Here is a 17,712-nt window from a genome sequence, read left to right as displayed (position 1 = left end):
CATCTGGGATCCGGACAAGTACCTCGCCTTCGCGGACCATCGCGGGCGCCCGTTCTACGAGTTGCTGTCGCGCGTCGACACGCGGTCACCCCGCCGCGTCGTCGACCTCGGCTGCGGCCCGGGAAATTTGACCGTCAGCCTCGCCCAGCGGTGGCCGGACGCCGTCCTGGAGGCGTCCGACAGCTCAGCCGAGATGGTCCGGGCCGCGCGTGACCGCGGACTCGACGCCGCCCGGCTGGACGTGCGCGACTGGACGCCGCAGCCCGACACCGACGTCGTCGTCTCCAACGCCGCCCTGCAGTGGGTGCCCGAGCACCGGGAGTTGCTGCGCCGCTGGCCGGCACAACTGCCGTCGGGGGCGTGGATCGCGGTGCAGGTCCCCGGCAACTTCGACGCGCCCTCGCACGCGATCGTCCGGGACCTCGCCGGGACCGAGCGGTGGTCCCGGTGGTTGACGGACGTGCCGTTCCGGGCGGACAACGTCGTCGACGATCCCGTCGGGTACGCAGGCCTGCTCGCGGACGCCGGGTGCATCGTCGACGCCTGGGAAACCACGTACGTCCAGCAGCTGACCGGAGAGAACCCGGTGCTGGAGTGGATCACCGGAACGGCGCTCCGCCCGGTCAAGGATGCCCTCTCGGCGCCGGACTGGGACCGCTTCCGGGAGGAACTCGTCCCCCTCCTCGACGAGGCGTATCCCCGGCGACCGGACGGGAGCACGTTCTTCCCGTTCCGGCGCATCTTTGTCGTCGCCCAAGTGCCGTAGACACCGGTCAGCCGTGGTGCCTGCGGTACGCCGCGGCCGCTCCGGGGTGCAGCGGCACGCCGGCGGTGACGATCAGCGACTGCCGGTCCAGGAACTGGCTGCCGGTCGCCTGATCCGGCACCAGTTCCGCCGCGTGGTCGATGAGCACCTCGACGATCGCGCCCGCGGCGTCGTCGGACACGGCCGGGTCGGCGAGGAGCAGGTTCGCGAGACCGATCGTCGCGACCGACGTCTGCTGTCCGTAGGTGCCGGGCGGAATCAGCACCGGTTCGTAGCGCGCGCCGAACCGCACCCGCAGTAGTTCCAGTTCGGCGGACAGGTCGAGCAGTCGTAGCGGGATCCCGAGATCCGCGAACGACGGCGTCGGCACCCCGCCCGCCCACAGCACCGCATCGACGGTGCCGTCCCGCAGGGCGTGCCCCGCATCGGTCATCGACAGGTGCAGTCGCGTCACGTCTCCCGGACCCGCCAGGCCCAGGACGTCGAGGATGCGTTCGCCCGTCAATTCCGCACCGGAGCCTGTGGCGCCCAGACTGATTCGGGCGCCCCGCAGCTGCGCGGTGTCCGTGATCCCGGAATCGGCGCGCACCGCGAGTTGCATGTAGTTCTCGTACACCTTGCCGAGGGCGGTGAATGCGGCGCCGGCCTCCATCGCCGACACGGCGGCGTCGGCGAGGCTCAGGGCCAGTTCCGCGTCGCCGGACGCCAGCGCCGCCAGATTCTCCATCGACCCGGCGGTCCGGACGGGGACGATCCGCACCGGCAGTGCGGCACGTTCGGCGGCCGCGGCCGTCAACTGGGCGAACTCCCAGAAGAATCCGCCCTCCTCACCGGCGGCGAGTCGCAGCGGATCGGCACCGCTGTCCGAGCATGCGGCGAGAACCGCACCCGTGGCCGCGGTCGCGCCCGCCGCGAGGACGCCGCGCAGCAGTGTTCGTCGCGTGATCACGCCGGCACCGCCGGTTCCGGAAGCGTCAGCGTGACCTGCAGCCCGTGCGGCCGGGCCGCAGCGACCGTCAGCGTTCCGCCGCCGCCCTCGACCAGTGCGGTCGCGATGGACAGTCCGAGGCCGGTGCCCTGCTGCGCCGCCCCGGACCCGCGGAAGAACCGCGCAGACAGTTTGCCGATCTCGTCCTCGCTCACCCCGACACCGTCGTCGCTGACCCGGATCTCGATTCCCGAGACGGACTTTCCGGTGTCGATCCGGACCGTCGACCCGCGGCCGGCGTACGCGTGGGCGTTGCTGAGCAGGACGTCCAGGATCTGGGCCAGGTGACTGTCCCGGAAGTCGGCGACCAGCGGCTCCGCCGGTGGCCGGAACGCGAGGGTCATCCCCGATTCCCCGAGGGCCTCCGTCCAGGCGTCGGCACGGTCCGCGAGGACGGCACCGATGTCGCAGCCGCCGCGCGCGGACTCGTCCTCACCGGTGTCGGCGGGTGATTCGGCGACGGCGAGCGCCAGCAGTCCGTCCAGGATTCCGCCGAGCCGATCGACCTCCATCCCCGTCCGGCGGTAGGTTTCGGCACCGGCCTCGGCGACGTGCGGGCCGAGGGAATCGAGCCGGATGTGCAGGGCCGCGAGGGGGTTTCGGAGCTGGTGGGCGGTGTCGGCGATCAGCTGGCGCTGCGCCTGACCCGACGCCTGGACGGCGCCCGACATGGTGTCGAACGCCTTCGCGAGTTCCTGCACCTCCGGCGGTCCGCTGTACCGGCCGGACGGCCCCCCGGAGGTGCGACCCGCCCGCGGACGCGGGGACGGGACCGCCTCGGTGAGGGCACCGACCCTGGCGGTGAGCGCCCCGAGCGGGCGAACCGTCCACCGGGACAGCGCTATCGCGACGGCCGTGACCGCTGCCAGCGCGCCGAGCGCCCCCGCGACGATCACCAGCCACGACGTCCGGATGGATTCCCGTGCGGCGCGAGTGGACACGTCCAGCACGACAGCGCCGTCCACCTGCGCCCCGGTGCCGACGGGCACGGCCGACAGCACCCGGTTCGCCGACCACGGGGTGAGCGAACCGCTGATGCCCTGCTTCTGGTTGCGCAGTCCCGCCGTGATCGCCGCGGCGACGTCGGAGTCGTCCGGCGACAGTCCCGCCCCGGCGCGGACGTTGCCCCTGGCGTCGACGATGAGGACGCCCTCGCCGTACAACTCGTGGTAGCGGGCCACCTCTTCGCGCAGCAGCGCGGTACTTCCGGGGGCCTGGGTCTGCCCGGCGAGGCTCGCGAAATGCGTCGCGTCCGCCTCCCGGCTGAGCCGCAGTGCCTGGGTCCGCCCGGCACTGGTCGCCAGCGCCAGCGGGACCGCGAACGCCACCACCGCGACGGCCGCGAACACCAGCAGGACGGCGAGCACCCGGCGGCGCACGTCACGCGCCCCAGCGGTAGCCGTACCCGCGGATGGTCGAAATCAGCCCGGGACGGCCCAGTTTCGCGCGCAACCCCGTCATGTGCACGTCGAGGGTGCGGGAGATCGCCACATACGCGTCGCCCCAGACGGCGTCCATCAACTGCTGGCGGCTCACCGCGGCGCCGGGACGGGTGACCAGCACCTCGAGAAGCTCGAACTCTTTGGCCGTCAACGCAACCGGTGCACCGCCGACTTCCACCTCACGCGCCGCCAGATCGACCACCACATCGCCCTCGGTGACCGTCTGCCCGGCCGAAGGTCCGGTCGCGCGCCTGCGCTGGGTCACGACGTCGAGTCTGGCCAGCAGTTCCGCGAGCCGCGCCGGTTTCACGAGGTAGTCGTCCGCCCCGCCGCGCAGTCCACGCACCACCGACCGTTCGTCGTCGCGGGCCGTGAGGATCACCACCGGAACGTCGCTGACGGCCCGCAGCTGCCGGAGCACCTGCAGACCGTCCGCGTCGGGGAGACCGAGGTCGAGGATCACCGCGTCCATACCGCGATGGCCGAGAAGGAGATCGGAGCCGCGGCGCATGCGCACCGCCTCGTGGCCGTGGGTTCCCAGCGCCTCCACGAGTGCGTCGCCGACTCCGTCGTCGTCTACTACCACCGCGATCTGCACGTCACTTCCCTTCGATCAGCTCCGCGAGTCGACCAGCTCGACGTCGTCGTCCGGGGTGTCCTCCCGGCCGGACGGCCGGTCGAGGGGCGAGCCGTTCGAAGTCTCACGCATGAAGACGTAGACGACGAGCGAGATGGCGATACACCCGGTCACGTAGTAGAAGAATAGCGATTCGTGGCCTGCCCGCTTCAGGGCGAGGGCGACGGTCTCGACGGTTCCGCCGAAGATCGCCAGCGTGAGGGCGTACGGCAACCCGACGCCGAGCGCGCGGACCTTCGTCGGGAACAGCTCCGTCTTCACGATCGCGTTCACCGACGTGTAGCCGGTGACGACGATCAGTCCCAGCATCATCAGCGCGAACGCGACCAGCGGGTTCGTCGTCTTCCCGAGCACGGTCATCAGCGGCACGGTCAGGACGGTTCCGCCCACGCCGAAGAAGATGAGCAGCTTGCGGCGGCCGATGCGGTCGGACAGTGCGCCGCCGATCGGCTGCAACACGATGAACACCAGCAGGGCCGCGAAGTTGATCCACGCCACCGTGTCCTTGGAGATGCCGGAGGTGTTGATCATGTACTTCTGCATGTACGTGGTGTACGTGTAGAACGCCACGCACCCACCCAGCGTCAGGGCGCACACCAGCAGGCATTCGCGGGGGTACTGCAGCAGCATTCGCAGCGAACCCTCCTTCGGCCCATTCGCCGGCGCGTCGTCGTCACGCTTGGCCTCCACCTCTTCGGTGAACGCCTCCGACTCGTCCATCGTGCGACGCAGCCACATCACCGCGACGGCACCGGCCGCGCCGATGAGGAACGGGATCCGCCAGCCCCACGACTGCATGGCCTCCGCGGGCAGCGTCAACTGCAGGACGATCTGCACACCCAGCGCGATCAGCTGGCCGGCGACGAGCGTGACGTACTGGAAGCTCGAGTAGAACCCACGCCGGCCGGGCGACGCGACCTCGGCCAGGTACGTGGCGCTGGTGGCGTACTCGCCGCCGACCGACAGTCCCTGCAGCATCCGGGCGATCACCAGCAGCACCGGTGCCACGATCCCGATGCTCGCGTAGGACGGCGTGAGGGCGATGACGAGCGAACCCGCCGCCATCACCGTCACCGACAGGGTGAGCGCCGACCGGCGACCGCGGCGGTCGGCGTACCGGCCCATGATCCAGCCGCCGATCGGCCGCATGAGGAACCCGACCGCGAAAACGGCTGCCGTGGACAGCAACTGCGCGGTGGTGTCGCCCTCGGGGAAGAACTCCTTCGCGAAGTACACGCTGAACGCCGCGTAGACGTACCAGTCGTACCATTCGATCAGGTTGCCGACCGAACCCTTCAAAACATTGCCGATGACTCGGCGCTCACCCGTCGATGTGATGCTCACGCGGGACTCCTCTCGATGCCCTGGATCTCTGCGTTCACACCACAGTGGGTCACGTCACATCGATTCGGAAGGGCCGCGGAGCCTTCCTAACACTCCCTTAGGAAAGAGCCCCCTGTGAGTACTTGTTAACCGCGGGACGTTAACAAGTACTCACGGCTGGGGTGTCCTCGCCCAGCCGCGGCGGGGCGCTGCGATAACTCGCCGGGGTGGCGCTGAGCCGGATCGGGTTCGCCACCTGCCGCACCGGCCGGTCCCTGCGCGGATCGTCGATCTCGACCACCGGGTTCAGCCCGAGCCGCTCGGCGAGCGCCACCGCGTCGGCGATGTCGTTGAGCGGCCCGCACGGGACACCCTGCTCGGTCAGCTTCTCGAACCACACGTCCGCGGAGTCCGCGGACAGTGCGTCGGTGATGTCCCGGACCAGTTGCTCGCGGTGCGCGACCCGTTGCGTGTTGGTCGCGTACCGCTCGTCGCCGGCGAGTTCCGGCACACCGAGAACCTCGACGAGAGAGGCGAACTGACGGTTGTTCCCCACCGCCAGCACCAGCGGACGGTCGCCGGTCCGGAACACCTCGTACGGCGCGATGCTGGGATGCCGGTTGCCCATCGCCTGCGGGACGACACCGGCGCCCACGTACCCCGACGTCTGGTTCGCGAGGGCGGACAGCAGCGACGACAGCAGGTTCACCTCGACGCGCTGCCCCTCCCCGCTCCGGTCGCGGTGCCGCAGCGCCGCCAGTATCCCGACCGCGGCGTGCAGTCCGGTGATGACGTCGACGACGGCCACCCCGACCTTCGTCGGGACGCCGGGTTCGGGACCGGTGATGCTCATCAACCCGCCGACGGCCTGGATGAGCAGGTCGTATCCGGGCAGGTTGTTCTGGCCGCCGAAACCCGTCACCGAGCAGTAGACGACGTCCGGATTGATCTCCCGCACGGCGTCGTAGCCGAGCCCGAGCCGGTCCATCGTGCCGGGCAGGAAGTTCTCCACCACCACGTCGGCCCGGGCGGCCAGTTCCCGCGCCTGGTCCAGGTCGACGGGGTCACGCAGGTCCCAGGCGAAGGACCGCTTGTTGCGGTTGACGGACTGGAAATAGGTGGACTCGTCGCCCACCCACGGTGGACCCCACTGCCGCGTGTCGTCGCCGACGCCGGCGCGCTCGATCTTCACGACCTCGGCGCCGAGATCGGCGAGCAGCATCGTGGCGTACGGCCCGGCGAGCACCCGCCCGAAGTCGGCGATCAGCAGGCCCTCCAGCGAAGCAGTCACCGGAACGCTGCCTCGCCCGTCAGCGCGCGGCCGATCACCAGCTGGTGCACCTCGGACGTTCCCTCGTAGGTGAGCACCGACTCGAGGTTGTTGGCGTGCCGGATCACGGGGTATTCCAACGTGATTCCGTTGGCGCCGAGAATCGTGCGGCACTCGCGGGCGATGGCGATGGCCTCGCGCACGTTGTTCAGCTTGCCCGTGCTGACCTGCTCGGGGCGTGCCTCGCCGCGATCCTTCAGACGTCCGAGGTGGTAGGCGAGGAGGTGCCCCTTGCCGACCTCGAGGGCCATGTCGGCGATCTTGACCTGAGTGATCTGGTAGGCGGCGAGCGACTTGTCGAACACCTGACGGTCCTGCGCGTAGGAGATCGCGGACTCGAGGCAGTCGCGGGCGGCGCCCATCGCACCGAAGATGATGCCGAACCGGGCCTCGTTGAGGCAGCCCAGCGGGCCGCCCAGCCCCTTGGCCTCGGGCAGCATCGCGGATTCGGGCAGCCGGACGTCCTCGAGCACGAGTTCCGAGGTGACGGACGCGCGCAGCGACATCTTGTGCTTGATCTCGGGCGCCGAGAAGCCGGGGGTGTCGGTGGGCACGACGAATCCGCGGATGCCGTCGTCGGTGCGCGCCCACACGACGGCGACGTCGGCGACGGATCCGTTGGTGATCCACATCTTCGTGCCGTTGAGGATCCAGTCGTCGCCGTCCCTCTTGGCGCCCGTGCGCATGCCCGCGGGGTTGGAGCCGAAGTCGGGCTCGGTCAGACCGAAGCAGCCGATCGCCTTGCCTGCCGCCATGCGGGGCAGCCACTCCTGCTTCTGGTCCTCGCTGCCGTAGTGGTGGATCGCGAACATGGCCAGCGAGCCCTGCACCGACACGAGGCTGCGGATTCCGGAGTCGACGGCCTCGAGTTCCAGGCAGGCCAGGCCGTAGGCCGTGGCGCTCATGCCGGCGCAGCCGTAGCCGTCGAGGTGCATGCCGAGGACGCCGAGTTCGCCCAGCCCCTCCGCGAGTTCGCGCACGGGCAGTGCCGCCGCCTCGAACCATTCGCCGATGTGGGGCCGGATCTTCTCGTCGGCGAAGCGGCGCACGGTGTCGCGGATCGCGATCTCCTCGGTGTCGAGCAGCGAGTCGAGGGCGAACAGCTGGGACAGGGACTGCGAGTCGGACATTGTTCCTCCACGGGGCCGGTGGGGCTGGTGTGCAAACGTTCGCGAGAACGATTGCACGAACGATTTCGTCACGTAGACTAGGGCGCGTTCCGGCGGACGTCAACCACGAGGCCGCCGGGTCCCCGACCCCGAGCGCGAGGATTGCCCGTGAACCTGCCGGACCGCCCGACCCGCACCTCCGGGCGTCCGCCGACCCTCCGCGAGATCGCCGAACGCGCCGGTGTCCACGTGTCGACGGCGTCCCGGGTGCTCCGGCAGCCCGAGCCCGCCGACGGCTGGTCCGAGGCCGCACTACGGGTGCGCGAGGTGGCGGTGGAACTCGGCTACCAGCCGAACCTGTGGGCCGCGAGCCTTCGTACCCGCAAGACCACCACCCTCGGCGTCGTCATGCCGCGACTCACCGACGGGGTCGTCGCGACCATGTTCCTGGGCATCGAGGAGACGGCCACGCAGGCCGGCTACTCGGTGCTGCTGTCGAGCCCACCCGACGACCTCGACGCCCAGCGCCGCGCCATCGAATTCCTCGTCAGCAGGCAGGTCGACGGCCTCCTGCTCAGCAGCCTCCACAGCCCCGGCCGCGAATTCGTCGACTCGCTGTCGGTGGGGTCGCTGCCGATGCTGCAACTCAACCGGCACGCCGACGTCGGTCTGCCGTTCGTATCCGGCGACGACCACCGGGGCGGCTACCTCGCCGGACGCCACCTCCTCGACCGCGGATTCACCGAGATCGCCGCCATCGCCGGCCCCGACCACGCGAGCACCTCCCGAGACCGGCTCGCCGGATTCCGGGACGCGCTGGCCGAGAACGGCATCGAGCTGGGAGCGGACCGCGTCGTCCGCTCCGACTTCGACGTGTCCGGCGGCGTCGCCGCGGCCACCGTTCTCCTGGAGTCGGATTCGCGCCCCGAGGCGATCTTCACCGTCAGCGACACCATTGCGATCGGCGTCCTCGGCGTCGCCCGCGACCTCGGACTGCGCATCCCCGACGACCTCGCACTGGTCGGGTACAACGACATTCCGGTGGTCGCCCAGCTTCCGGTGCCGCTGACCACCGTCCGGTCACCCGCCCGCCTGATCGGCGCGACGGGTGTGCGTCATCTCCTGTCGATCATCGCCGGCAACGACGTCGAATCGGTGAAACTTCCGGTCGAACTGATCGAGCGAGCGTCGACACGGAAATAGTCAGAGCTTGGCGCGCAGTTCGCGTTTGAGCAGCTTGCCGCTCTGGTTGCGGGGCAATTCGTCCACGAACACCACCTGCTTGGGCACCTTGAACGGCGCGATGCGCTCCTTGACGTGGGCGATCAACGCGTCCGGGGTCACGTCGGACGCGTCCTCCCGCAGCACCACCACCGCGGTGATCGCCTCGATCCACTTGTCGTCCGGCGTCCCGATGACGGCGACCTCGGCGACGTCCGGGTGCGTGTAGACGGCGTCCTCGACCTCCCGCGATGCCACCAGGATGCCGCCGGTGTTGATGACGTCCTTGATGCGGTCGACGACGGTGATGTACCCCTCCGGGTCCCGAGTCACCAGATCTCCCGAGTGGAACCAGCCGTCGCGGAACGCCTCCGCGGTGGCGCCGGGGTTGTCCCAGTACCCCAGGCACAGTTGAGGCGAACGGTAGAGCACCTCGCCCGGTGTGCCGTCCGGAACGTCGTTGCCGTCCGGATCCACCACCCGGGTCTCGACGAAGAACACGGCCTTGCCGCACGACGACGGCCGCGCCTCGTGCTCGGCGGGCTGCAGCACCGTGGCGAGCGGCCCGATCTCGGACTGTCCGAAACAGTTGTAGAAGCCGAGGTCGGGGTAGCGTTCGCGCAGCCGGTTCAGCACCGTCACCGGCATGATCGACGCACCGTACTGCGCCTTCTTCAGCGACGACAGGTCGCGGGTCTCGAGGTCGGGATGTCCGGCGAGCGGTACCCACACGGTCGGGGCCAGGAACAGCGAGCCGATGCGATCGGTTTCGATGCGCCGCAGGATCTCCGGAATGTCGGGGGTCTGCATCAGATTCACCGAGGCGCCCACCGACAGGTACGGCAGCATGAACACGTGCATGCCCGCCGAGTGGTACAGCGGCATGCAGATCAGCGGATTGTCCCCCTCGCTCAACGCGAGGGCGATCACGGAGGACACGTACTCGTGCACGAGTCCGCCGTGAGTCATCATGGCGCCCTTCGGCTTCGACGTCGTCCCCGACGTGTACAGCAGTTGCGCCAGGTCGGTGGACGCGACCGGCACGGCCACGGCGGGCACGTCGCCGGAGCCGCTGTGGGCGAGCAGGGAACCCTCGGCATCGCGCAACGGCACCACGTGGCGCAGGTCCAGCCCGTCCCGAATCGAGTCGAGGTGGCCCCGCAGCGCCGGATCGACCAGCACCGCGGCGCTCCCGGACTGCGAGACCAGGTAGGTCAGCTCTTCGCCCTTGAGCGCATAATTGACGGGGACGTGCACGAGACCCGCACGCGCGCAGGCCAGGAACCCGATCGTGTACGCGTCCGAGTTGGTGCCGTACGCGGCGACGCGCTCACCGGCCGACAGTCCCAGCGACTGCAGGTAGGCGGCGGCGCGGCTGACCGCGTCGTCGAGTTCCCGGTACGTCCACGTGCGGTCCTCGAACGTCAGCGCCCTGCGGTCGGGGAACTTGGCGGCCGAGCGCCGCAGCACTCCGTCGACGGTATCGGTGCGCGCATCCAGACTCATGCACGAAGGTTATAGGACGTCCAACTACCTCGCTAGAGGTTCGCTACCGCCCAGCCGACACCAGCATCGGCGAATGCATGTCGTAGTATGTCACGTCGTCGGTCAGCCGGCCCTCCTCCTCGAACAACGACCTCAGGTCGTCCGGTATCTCCAACTTCTCGTGGGAACGGGCCTCCGCTTCGGACGTGAAGTACACCGCCTCGACGTACCCCCCGTCGCCGTACGTGCACAGCGTCCCACCGAGGATCTCCGGTCGCAGCTCGTGCACCCGGTCGGCGGACTCGTCCAGCAACTCCCGCATCCGGTGCGCGTCCGTCGTGTGACCCTCCATGACCTGCACGAACGTCGCGTCGTCCGAACCGCCACCCATCCACTCGGCCACGTCGGGGCAGTCCATGAAGGACACCGGGCCGTCGAAGCATCTCTCGGTCTCCGCCCACCAAGCGCCCTGCTCGGGACGCTCACTGTTGAGCCGGGCCGCCTCGGCCGATTCGAATCGCGCCAGTGCGATGAACGTTCCGTCGTCGCACAATCCCTGGGTGCATCCGAGGAAGCCCGTCGCCCCCGGGCGGATGTCCTCGGTCCAGCGGTCCATGCACCGGACGAGGCCGGCCTCGTCCGACACCTTTCCTTGAATGATCTGAATGAACATCGATGTCACCTCCCGCGGAACAGTCGCCCCGCAGTGAGAACATTCTCGGTGGCCGGCCTGTCGCGGTCCACCGTCGGCGGGCGCCGACGGCCCGCGGCCGCAGCCACTGCACCCCTGATCTTTCGCCGGTTCGCTACACCACGCAATGCAGGCAGGGCCTGTCACGGAGAGCTATTTTCCCTGCCACTGCGGGGTGCGCTTCTCGACGAACGCCTGCATGCCTTCCTGCGCGTCGCAGGTGACGGCGTTGGTGGCCATCGTCTCGGCCATCGCCCGGTACGCCTCGTCCTGGGGCAGGTCGATCTGGCGGTAGAACGCCTGCTTGCCGATCTTCACGGTGAGCGGGCTGGCCTTCGTGATCTTCGCGGCGAGCGCCCGGGTCTGTGCGTCGAGGTCCTCCGGCGCGACCACCAGGTTCACCAGACCCCAGTCGGCCGCGGTCTCGGCATCGATCGTCTCGCCGGTGAGCAGCATCTGCAGTGCGCGCTTACGTCCGATCGCGCGGCTGAGCGCCACCATCGGGGTGGAGCAGAACAGGCCGATCTTCACTCCCGGCGTTCCGAACACGGCGTTCGACGACGCCACCACGAGGTCGCACGACGCCGCGAGCTGACAGCCCGCCGCGACCGCCGCGCCCTGCACGGACGCGATGACCGGCTGCGGAATATCCTGCACGGCCTGCATCATCTCGACGCAGGTGTCGAAGATGGCCTGCTCGTCCTCGAGTGTGCGGCCGATCATCTCCTTCAGGTCGTGACCCGCGGAGAACACCGGTCCTGCAGCCCTGATGACGACGACGCGGGTGGTGTCGTCGTCGCCCAGCTTCCGAAGCGCTGCGGTGACATCCCGCATGGCCTCGGACGACAGCGGATTGCGCTGGTCCGGGCGGTTCAGGGTGAGGAACGCGACGCCGGTGTCCGGCAAGGCAGTGGTCTCGACGAAGTTCTCGGTCATGACTACTGCCTACCACCTGTGAGTACTTGTTAACCGCCGGCGGTTAACAAGTACTCACAGGGGGAGCAATGCGGGCCCGCACCTCACCGAAGCCGATGCGGGTGCCGTTCGGGCCCGGTGCGGTGGCGGAGATGGCGATCTCGTCGCCGTCCTCGAGGAACGTGCGCTTCTCGTCCCCCACGACGACCGGATCCTGCCCACCCCAGGTCAGTTCGATGAAAGCCCCGCGCTGGTCCTTCTCAGGTCCGGAGATGGTGCCCGACGCGAACAGATCACCCGTGCTGGCGGCGGCGCCGTTGACCGTGGTGTGCGCGAGCATCTGCGCCGGCGACCAGTACATCTGCGCGTACGGCGGCCGCGACACGACGTGCCCGTTCCATTCGACGGCCAGGTCGATGTCCAGACCCCACTTCTCTTCGCCGCGCAGGTACGGCAGCGGCTGCGGATCCTGCGTCGGGGTGTCGATGCGGGCCGCCTCGAGGGCCGCCAGCGGCACCACCCACGGGGAGATGGACGTCGCGAAACTCTTCCCGAGGAACGGGCCGAGCGGAACGTACTCCCAGGCCTGGATGTCGCGGGCCGACCAGTCGTTCACGACGACCGCGCCGAACACGTGGTCCGCGAACCGATCCGGGGTGATGGTCTCCCCCAGCTTCGTCGGGACGCCGACGAGGAAGCCCATCTCGGCCTCGATGTCGAGGCGGCGGGACGGCCCGAAGTCGGGGGCGTCCTGATTCGGGGCCTTCCGCTGCCCGCACGGCCGGATCACGTCGACGCCCGACACGATGACGGTGCTCGAGCGCCCGTGGTACCCGACCGGCAGGTGCTTCCAGTTGGGCATCAGCGGGTCGGAGTCGGGGCGGAACAGTCGTCCGAGGTTGGTGGCGTGATTCTCGGACGCGTAGAAGTCGACGTAGTCGGCGACGGCCACCGGCAGGTGCATCGTCACGTCCTCGACCGCGAACACCGCGGTGTCGGCGACGTCGCCCCGGACGAGTTCGGTGATCTGCCGGCGAACCTCGCTCCAGCGGTCCGGGCCCTGCGCCATGAATGCGTTGAGGGTGGGCTGCGCGAAGACGTCGTCGCCCAGGGTGGCGGCGAGATCCACGACGGAATCTCCCACCCGCACACCGACCCGGGGGGCCGAGTCCGCGGTCGAGAACACGCCGTACGGCAGGTTCTCCAACCCGAACAGGGAATCGGCGGGAATGTCGAGGACGGTCATGCGTGGGCTCCTTCATCGGCGGAAGCGTGTTCATCGGCGAGGGCGGACGTCGGCACGAGGTGCAGTGCGACGAGATCTTCGAGGGGCTCGAGGATGCTGCACGTGCCGAAGGATCGGAAGGCGGTGCGGACGGCGCCGACGACGTCGGCGGGGAGGTCGCTCAGTTCGCGGGCGATCCGGGTGCCGTCACGCTCCGCGAGGGTCGCGGCCACCCGGTCGGTGTCGGCGCCGTCGAGTGCGTGCCGGGTGGCGAGAAGCACGTTGAGGAATCCGTGCTGCTCGAAACCGGTGTGCGGATCGGTGTTGCGGACGGCGTGGTGCAGTCCGGCGGTGGCCTTGAACGGGACGCGTGTCGTGACGGCGGCGCGCACAGCGGACGCGAGTTCACTCTCGTCCGGGTAGGCCTCGGCGACAACGCCTCCCGTGCGGAACTTCGCCGCGAACGGGCCGCCGACGAGTGCGGCGAGGAAGCCGGCCCGGCGCTCGCCACGCGGGACCTCGACGAACACCTCACAACCGGAGGTCAGGTCCGCCGCGGCCTCCAATGCGGCAAAGAACTCCGCGGCCGTCTGTTCGACGGGCGCCGCGATCTCGAGCGCCACCGCGGTGGCACCGTCGATCTGCGCGAGGCGGTCGAGTGCGGGTTCGAGAGTGGCCGGGCCACCGGGCAGCGTCAGGCTCAACTCGATCGCACCGGCTGTCAGTTCGTCCAGCCGGGCGACGGGGAACACGAAGGGTCCGACGAGATCCCCGTACGTCGCCGACAGATGCCTGGCGTGCGCGGGCAGAGCGTCGGGGAGCGGCGTGTTTCCGGGCGGAAACAGGGCGGCGTCGTCGCAGAGACCGGAGAAGAGAGCGGGGATCACTGCTTCGGCCCCCGTCCCGCCCAGGTCCAGGCGTAGCCCGAGTCCTCGCACGCGAGTGCGCCCTCGCCGAGTTCGAGCGGACGGAACGTGTCGACCATGACGGCCAGTTCGTCGAAGAACTCGGCGCCGATGCTGCGTTCGTACGCACCCGGCTGCGGTCCGTGCGCGTGGCCGCCGGGGTGGATCGAGATGGACCCCTGGCCGATGCCGGAACCCTTGCGCGCCTCGTAGTCTCCGCCGCAGTAGAACATGATCTCGTCGGAATCGACGTTCGAGTGGTAGTACGGCACCGGAATCGACAGCGGGTGGTAGTCGACCTTGCGGGGCACGAAGTTGCAGATGACGAAGTTGTTGCCCTCGAACGCCTGATGCGCCGGCGGCGGCTGGTGCACGCGCCCGGTGATGGGTTCGTAGTCGGAGATGTTGAACGTATACGGGTACAGGCAGCCGTCCCACCCCACGACATCGAAGGGATGCTGCGGGTACACCATTCGCGTGCCGACGATGCCGTGCGACGTCCGGTGCTTGACGAGCACCTCGACGTCCGTAGCCTCGGACTGCAGCGTGTCGGACGGTCCGTGCAGGTCGCGCTCGCAGTAGGGCGCATTCTCGAGCAGCTGGCCGAACCGGGACAGGTAGCGCTTCGGCGGGACGATGTGACTGTTGGCTTCCATCGCGTAGGCGCGCAACGGTTCCGGGCCCCGCGGAATCCAGCGGTGCGTGGTCGACATCGGAATCAGGACGTAGTCGCCCTGCTTCGCTTCGAGGGCACCGAACACGGTTTCGACGGTGGCGGCACCGGATTCGACGTACACCATCTCGTCGCCGATCGCGTTGCGGTACAGCGGCGACTCCTTGGCTGCAACCACGTAGGAGATGCGGACGTCGGCGTTGCCGAGGATCAGCCGGCGTCCGGTGACCACGTCGGTGTCGGCCCAGACCGTCTCCGGGAAGAGGTCGTGCAGCTTCAGGTGGCGCGGCTTGAGCGGGTGATTGGGGGTGGTGCTCTGATCGGGCAGCTCCCACACCGTGGCGTCGACGATCGCCGACGGGATGTGGCGGTGATAGAGCAGCGAGGAGTCCGAGGAGAAGCCCTCTTCGCCCATCAACTCCTCGAAGTAGAGCTGACCGTTGTCGTCACGGTGCTGCGTGTGCCGCTTGGGCGGAATGTTGCCCACGTGCCGATAGAACGCCATGACCGGCCTCCCTAGAAGTGCGTGTCCGTAGTAGTAAATACATTAACTAAATTGGGGGCGTGATGGCAAGCACAGGTTTTTCGAGGAGGCACAGCAGGGTCAGTTACGGCCGCGGACGTCGAACTGGCTGCGGTTGGTGATCAGCTTGTCGAGCAGCATGACGAGAATGCGCTGCTCCGGCTCGGTGAGGACACTCGCCCACGCGTGTTCGCGCTCGTTCTGCTCGCGGTAGATCTCACCGATCTCGCTGCGCCCTTTCTCCGTGAGCGACAACTGGACCGACCGGCCGTCCCGCTCGTCCGGAGCCCGCTCCATCAGACCACCGCTGACCAGCGTTTTCGTCAGATTCGACACGGCGGCCCGGCTCATACCGGTGAGCTTGGCGGCGGTCTTCGACTCGACCGGCCCCGCCAGCCACGTCACGAACATCAGCCGGAACGCAGACCACGACAACCCGCGCGGCCGGTGGATCGACGACTCCAGGTCGTACGTCACCACGTTCGACGCGCGGTTCAACGTCAGGAGCACCTGCGTGGCGAGTTCGTGCGTCGAACCGTATTCGGTGCTCAGACGCCTGTTCGCCAGTTCGATGAACGACCAGAAGTCGAGGCTGTCGGGCACCTCGACAGGCACCGGCGCTACGTCATCGGTCATGAGGGAACCCTATCGCGAGCCGGTGGCGGGCCCAGCGCCTGCCACCTCCGCTTTTAGTATATCCATGAACTAGTTGCGCTGGCGCGCCCGTGAGTACTTATTAACGTCCGGCGGTTAACAAGTACTCACGGGTGGCGGAGCCGCAAAGCCTCGACCACCACGTCCGGCCGGTCCTCGGGCATCAACGTGTAGCTGTCCTCGACCTCCCGCAGTCGGGCGTTCGGGTACAGCTCGGCCAGCCGCCGACCGTGGTCGCGGGGCATCACCTTGTCCTCGACCGCCCACAGCACGAGGACCGGCCGGTCGAAGTTCCGGTTCGCTTCCGCCCATTCCAGCAGCGTCGACTTGGGCGGCAGCGACGTCGTGTACTTGCGCAGGTCCCGGCGTATGCGGCGATCGGTGGTGGCGGGACGGAACCAGCCGTCCATCACCGCTTTCGGCACGGGCCGCTTGCTCATCCAGCCCCACGCCGCGGGAGCGCGGCGCATCACCTGGAATCGCAGCGCCTGCATGGTCAGGGCGAGGCCACCGGGGACCGCCGCCGCGAGGCCGATCGCACGGCCGGGAATCCCCGGCGGATAGTTGTCGAACGCCTCGCACGGGGTGAGGACGAGGGCCCCGACGCGGCTGGTGTCGCCGAGCGCGATCAGCACCTGCGCGCCGCCCCAGTCGTTCTGCACGAGCGTGACGTCGGTCAGGTCGAGTTTCTCGAGGAACTCGCCGATGAGCAGTCCGAGGCCGCGCAACGAGAGGTCGGCGTCGGCGCGCATCGGGATGCGGTGCGCGCCGAGCGGGAGGGTGGGGAGAACACAGCGGAAGTCCGGGACGAGTCGCTCCACCACGTGCCGCCACACCGTGCCGTCGATCGTCAGGCCGGAGATGAACACGAGAACAGGGCCGTCGCCTCCGGTGTCGTCGTACTCGACGGTGCCTGCGGAGAGTTCGATCTGCTTCATGGCGCTCACTCCATTTGATAGATCGTTCTACTGAGAATCACGTTACGATGAGGTGCGCACCGAGCACAACGGTCGGAGGCCGAAAAGTGAACGACACCAAGGCCCGGATCCTCGGCACCAGCAGCGACCTCTTCCGCCGCAACGGCTACACCGGGACCGGACTCAAGCAGGTCGCGACGGAGGCCCGTGCCCCGTTCGGGTCGATCTACCACTTCTTCCCGGGCGGAAAGCAGCAGCTCGGCGAGGAGGTCATCCGCACGTCGGGCGAGGAGTACGCGCGACTGGTGTTCTCCATCCTCGACGCGCATCCCGACATTCTCGAGGGGATCGAGGTCGCGTTCCGGCTGGCGGGCGAGACCCTGGTGACCACCGATTACGCGGACGCCTGCCCCATCGCCACGGTCGCACTCGAGGTCGCGAGCACCAACGAGGTGCTCCGCGTCGCCACGGCGGACGTGTTCACGAGCTGGATCGACTCCGGCAGCGCGCTGCTACGGTCCCGCGGGTTCGGCGACGCCGATGCGAGGCGCCTGATCCTGGGGTTCGTCACCAGCCTGGAGGGCGCGTTCGTCCTCGCCCGCGCGCTCCGCAGCACCGAACCGCTCGACGCGGCCGGGGCCACCGTTCTCGCCGCCGCGCGCGCCTGCCTCCCCCACGTGAGTGAGAAGGCGTCCCCGGACACGCTTTGCTACTCACCTGCAGGGTGTGACGGAGGCCACACGCCAAAGGTGGAAGAAATCCCCGCCGGCAGTAGTTGAATCAGCAAGAACTTGAACATTCAATTACTTGTGTCGACGATCCGAGGAGTTCTCATGACCACCGCCACCGCCACCCTCCCCAACCTCACCGCCGGAACCTGGGCCATCGACACCGTCCACTCCACCGTC

At 68.8% G+C, this 17,712-nt stretch carries 17 protein-coding genes and 1 pseudogene; 4 read left to right on the top strand and 14 right to left on the bottom strand.

Annotated elements, in window-relative coordinates; genetic code table 11:
- Nucleotide 1: 1 nt before the first annotated feature.
- A complete protein-coding gene (locus MLGJGCBP_RS06425; protein ID WP_160094547.1) occupies nucleotides 2-766 on the top strand; it encodes a trans-aconitate 2-methyltransferase in 765 nt (254 codons plus the stop codon).
- Nucleotides 767-773: 7 nt separating this feature from the next.
- On the opposite strand, the gene MLGJGCBP_RS06420 is transcribed toward MLGJGCBP_RS06425, so the two are convergent.
- The 6 genes from MLGJGCBP_RS06420 to MLGJGCBP_RS06395 form a co-directional block, all read right to left on the bottom strand.
- Nucleotides 774-1,715 carry a TAXI family TRAP transporter solute-binding subunit gene (locus MLGJGCBP_RS06420; protein ID WP_160094478.1) on the bottom strand — a complete coding sequence of 314 codons (942 nt, stop codon included), beginning with the start codon at nucleotides 1,713-1,715 and terminating at the stop codon, nucleotides 774-776.
- Nucleotides 1,712-3,133, bottom strand: coding sequence for a sensor histidine kinase (locus MLGJGCBP_RS06415; RefSeq protein WP_160094477.1), 1,422 nt, complete (start codon nucleotides 3,131-3,133; stop codon nucleotides 1,712-1,714). Before MLGJGCBP_RS06415 ends, MLGJGCBP_RS06420 begins: the two co-directional genes overlap by 4 nt.
- A gap of 1 nt (nucleotide 3,134) precedes the next feature.
- Entirely contained in the window at nucleotides 3,135-3,794 is a 660-nt protein-coding gene (locus MLGJGCBP_RS06410; protein WP_160094476.1) for a response regulator transcription factor, read from the bottom strand.
- 15 nt (nucleotides 3,795-3,809) lie between these two features.
- On the bottom strand, nucleotides 3,810-5,177 hold the full coding sequence (locus MLGJGCBP_RS06405) for an MFS transporter (protein WP_160094475.1): 1,368 nt from the start codon (nucleotides 5,175-5,177) through the stop codon (nucleotides 3,810-3,812).
- 139 nt (nucleotides 5,178-5,316) lie between these two features.
- Complete coding sequence (locus MLGJGCBP_RS06400; RefSeq protein ID WP_160094474.1) at nucleotides 5,317-6,447, bottom strand: CaiB/BaiF CoA transferase family protein; 1,131 nt, start codon at nucleotides 6,445-6,447, stop codon at nucleotides 5,317-5,319.
- Nucleotides 6,444-7,616 carry an acyl-CoA dehydrogenase family protein gene (locus MLGJGCBP_RS06395; RefSeq protein WP_087559101.1) on the bottom strand — a complete coding sequence of 391 codons (1,173 nt, stop codon included), beginning with the start codon at nucleotides 7,614-7,616 and terminating at the stop codon, nucleotides 6,444-6,446. The genes MLGJGCBP_RS06400 and MLGJGCBP_RS06395 overlap by 4 nt, the downstream gene beginning before the upstream one ends.
- 147 nt (nucleotides 7,617-7,763) lie before the next feature.
- Between MLGJGCBP_RS06395 and MLGJGCBP_RS06390 the strand changes: the two genes are divergently transcribed.
- On the top strand, nucleotides 7,764-8,798 hold the full coding sequence (locus tag MLGJGCBP_RS06390; protein WP_160094473.1) for a LacI family DNA-binding transcriptional regulator: 1,035 nt from the start codon (nucleotides 7,764-7,766) through the stop codon (nucleotides 8,796-8,798).
- Here the strand turns inward: MLGJGCBP_RS06390 and MLGJGCBP_RS06385 are convergent, their stop codons facing one another.
- The 8 genes from MLGJGCBP_RS06385 to MLGJGCBP_RS06350 all read right to left on the bottom strand — a co-directional run bounded on the left by MLGJGCBP_RS06385 (nucleotide 8,799) and on the right by MLGJGCBP_RS06350 (nucleotide 16,825).
- Nucleotides 8,799-10,322, bottom strand: a complete 1,524-nt coding sequence (locus MLGJGCBP_RS06385; RefSeq protein WP_160094472.1) for an acyl-CoA synthetase — start codon at nucleotides 10,320-10,322, stop codon at nucleotides 8,799-8,801. It abuts the gene before it with no gap.
- A 43-nt stretch (nucleotides 10,323-10,365) separates the two neighbouring features.
- Nucleotides 10,366-10,974, bottom strand: a complete 609-nt coding sequence (locus MLGJGCBP_RS06380) for a hypothetical protein (protein WP_087559104.1) — start codon at nucleotides 10,972-10,974, stop codon at nucleotides 10,366-10,368.
- A gap of 171 nt (nucleotides 10,975-11,145) precedes the next feature.
- Entirely contained in the window at nucleotides 11,146-11,928 is a 783-nt protein-coding gene (locus MLGJGCBP_RS06375; RefSeq protein WP_160094471.1) for an enoyl-CoA hydratase, read from the bottom strand.
- Nucleotides 11,929-11,971: 43 nt separating this feature from the next.
- On the bottom strand, nucleotides 11,972-13,153 hold the full coding sequence (gene fahA, locus MLGJGCBP_RS06370) for a fumarylacetoacetase (protein WP_160094470.1): 1,182 nt from the start codon (nucleotides 13,151-13,153) through the stop codon (nucleotides 11,972-11,974).
- Nucleotides 13,150-14,019, bottom strand: a complete 870-nt coding sequence (locus MLGJGCBP_RS06365; RefSeq protein ID WP_160094469.1) for a hypothetical protein — start codon at nucleotides 14,017-14,019, stop codon at nucleotides 13,150-13,152. The genes fahA and MLGJGCBP_RS06365 overlap by 4 nt, the downstream gene beginning before the upstream one ends.
- Entirely contained in the window at nucleotides 14,016-15,215 is a 1,200-nt protein-coding gene (locus MLGJGCBP_RS06360) for a homogentisate 1,2-dioxygenase (RefSeq protein ID WP_160094468.1), read from the bottom strand. Before MLGJGCBP_RS06360 ends, MLGJGCBP_RS06365 begins: the two co-directional genes overlap by 4 nt.
- A gap of 99 nt (nucleotides 15,216-15,314) precedes the next feature.
- Nucleotides 15,315-15,869: a MarR family winged helix-turn-helix transcriptional regulator gene (locus MLGJGCBP_RS06355; protein ID WP_160094467.1), complete on the bottom strand. Its 555-nt coding sequence runs from the start codon at nucleotides 15,867-15,869 to the stop codon at nucleotides 15,315-15,317.
- 125 nt (nucleotides 15,870-15,994) lie between these two features.
- Nucleotides 15,995-16,825, bottom strand: a complete 831-nt coding sequence (locus MLGJGCBP_RS06350) for an alpha/beta fold hydrolase (protein WP_160094466.1) — start codon at nucleotides 16,823-16,825, stop codon at nucleotides 15,995-15,997.
- Nucleotides 16,826-16,911: 86 nt separating this feature from the next.
- On the opposite strand from MLGJGCBP_RS06350, the gene MLGJGCBP_RS06345 reads away from it, so the two are divergent.
- Nucleotides 16,912-17,583 carry a TetR/AcrR family transcriptional regulator gene (locus tag MLGJGCBP_RS06345; RefSeq protein WP_236580948.1) on the top strand — a complete coding sequence of 224 codons (672 nt, stop codon included), beginning with the start codon at nucleotides 16,912-16,914 and terminating at the stop codon, nucleotides 17,581-17,583.
- A gap of 54 nt (nucleotides 17,584-17,637) precedes the next feature.
- Nucleotides 17,638-17,712 (top strand): annotated as a pseudogene (locus MLGJGCBP_RS54210) (YceI family protein); the annotation flags it as partial.

Origin of the sequence: Rhodococcus sp. T7, from assembly GCF_009872365.1 — a bacterium.
In the GTDB taxonomy this organism is placed as follows: Bacteria; Actinomycetota; Actinomycetes; order Mycobacteriales; family Mycobacteriaceae; genus Rhodococcus_F.
Note: the sequence above shows the minus strand (reverse complement) of the source record. Positions and strands in the feature narration are given on the sequence as shown.

Excerpts from the sequence above, each read along its gene's own strand:
- fahA (WP_160094470.1), bottom strand. The coding sequence starts at position 13,153 with ATGACCGTCCTCGACATTCCCGCCGATTCCCTGTTCGGGTTGGAGAAC.
- MLGJGCBP_RS06350 (WP_160094466.1), bottom strand. The coding sequence starts at position 16,825 with ATGAAGCAGATCGAACTCTCCGCAGGCACCGTCGAGTACGACGACACC.
- MLGJGCBP_RS06375 (WP_160094471.1), bottom strand. The coding sequence starts at position 11,928 with ATGACCGAGAACTTCGTCGAGACCACTGCCTTGCCGGACACCGGCGTC.
- MLGJGCBP_RS06380 (WP_087559104.1), bottom strand. The coding sequence starts at position 10,974 with ATGTTCATTCAGATCATTCAAGGAAAGGTGTCGGACGAGGCCGGCCTC.
- MLGJGCBP_RS06395 (WP_087559101.1), bottom strand. The coding sequence starts at position 7,616 with ATGTCCGACTCGCAGTCCCTGTCCCAGCTGTTCGCCCTCGACTCGCTG.
- MLGJGCBP_RS06360 (WP_160094468.1), bottom strand. The coding sequence starts at position 15,215 with ATGGCGTTCTATCGGCACGTGGGCAACATTCCGCCCAAGCGGCACACG.
- MLGJGCBP_RS06355 (WP_160094467.1), bottom strand. The coding sequence starts at position 15,869 with ATGACCGATGACGTAGCGCCGGTGCCTGTCGAGGTGCCCGACAGCCTC.
- MLGJGCBP_RS06385 (WP_160094472.1), bottom strand. The coding sequence starts at position 10,322 with ATGAGTCTGGATGCGCGCACCGATACCGTCGACGGAGTGCTGCGGCGC.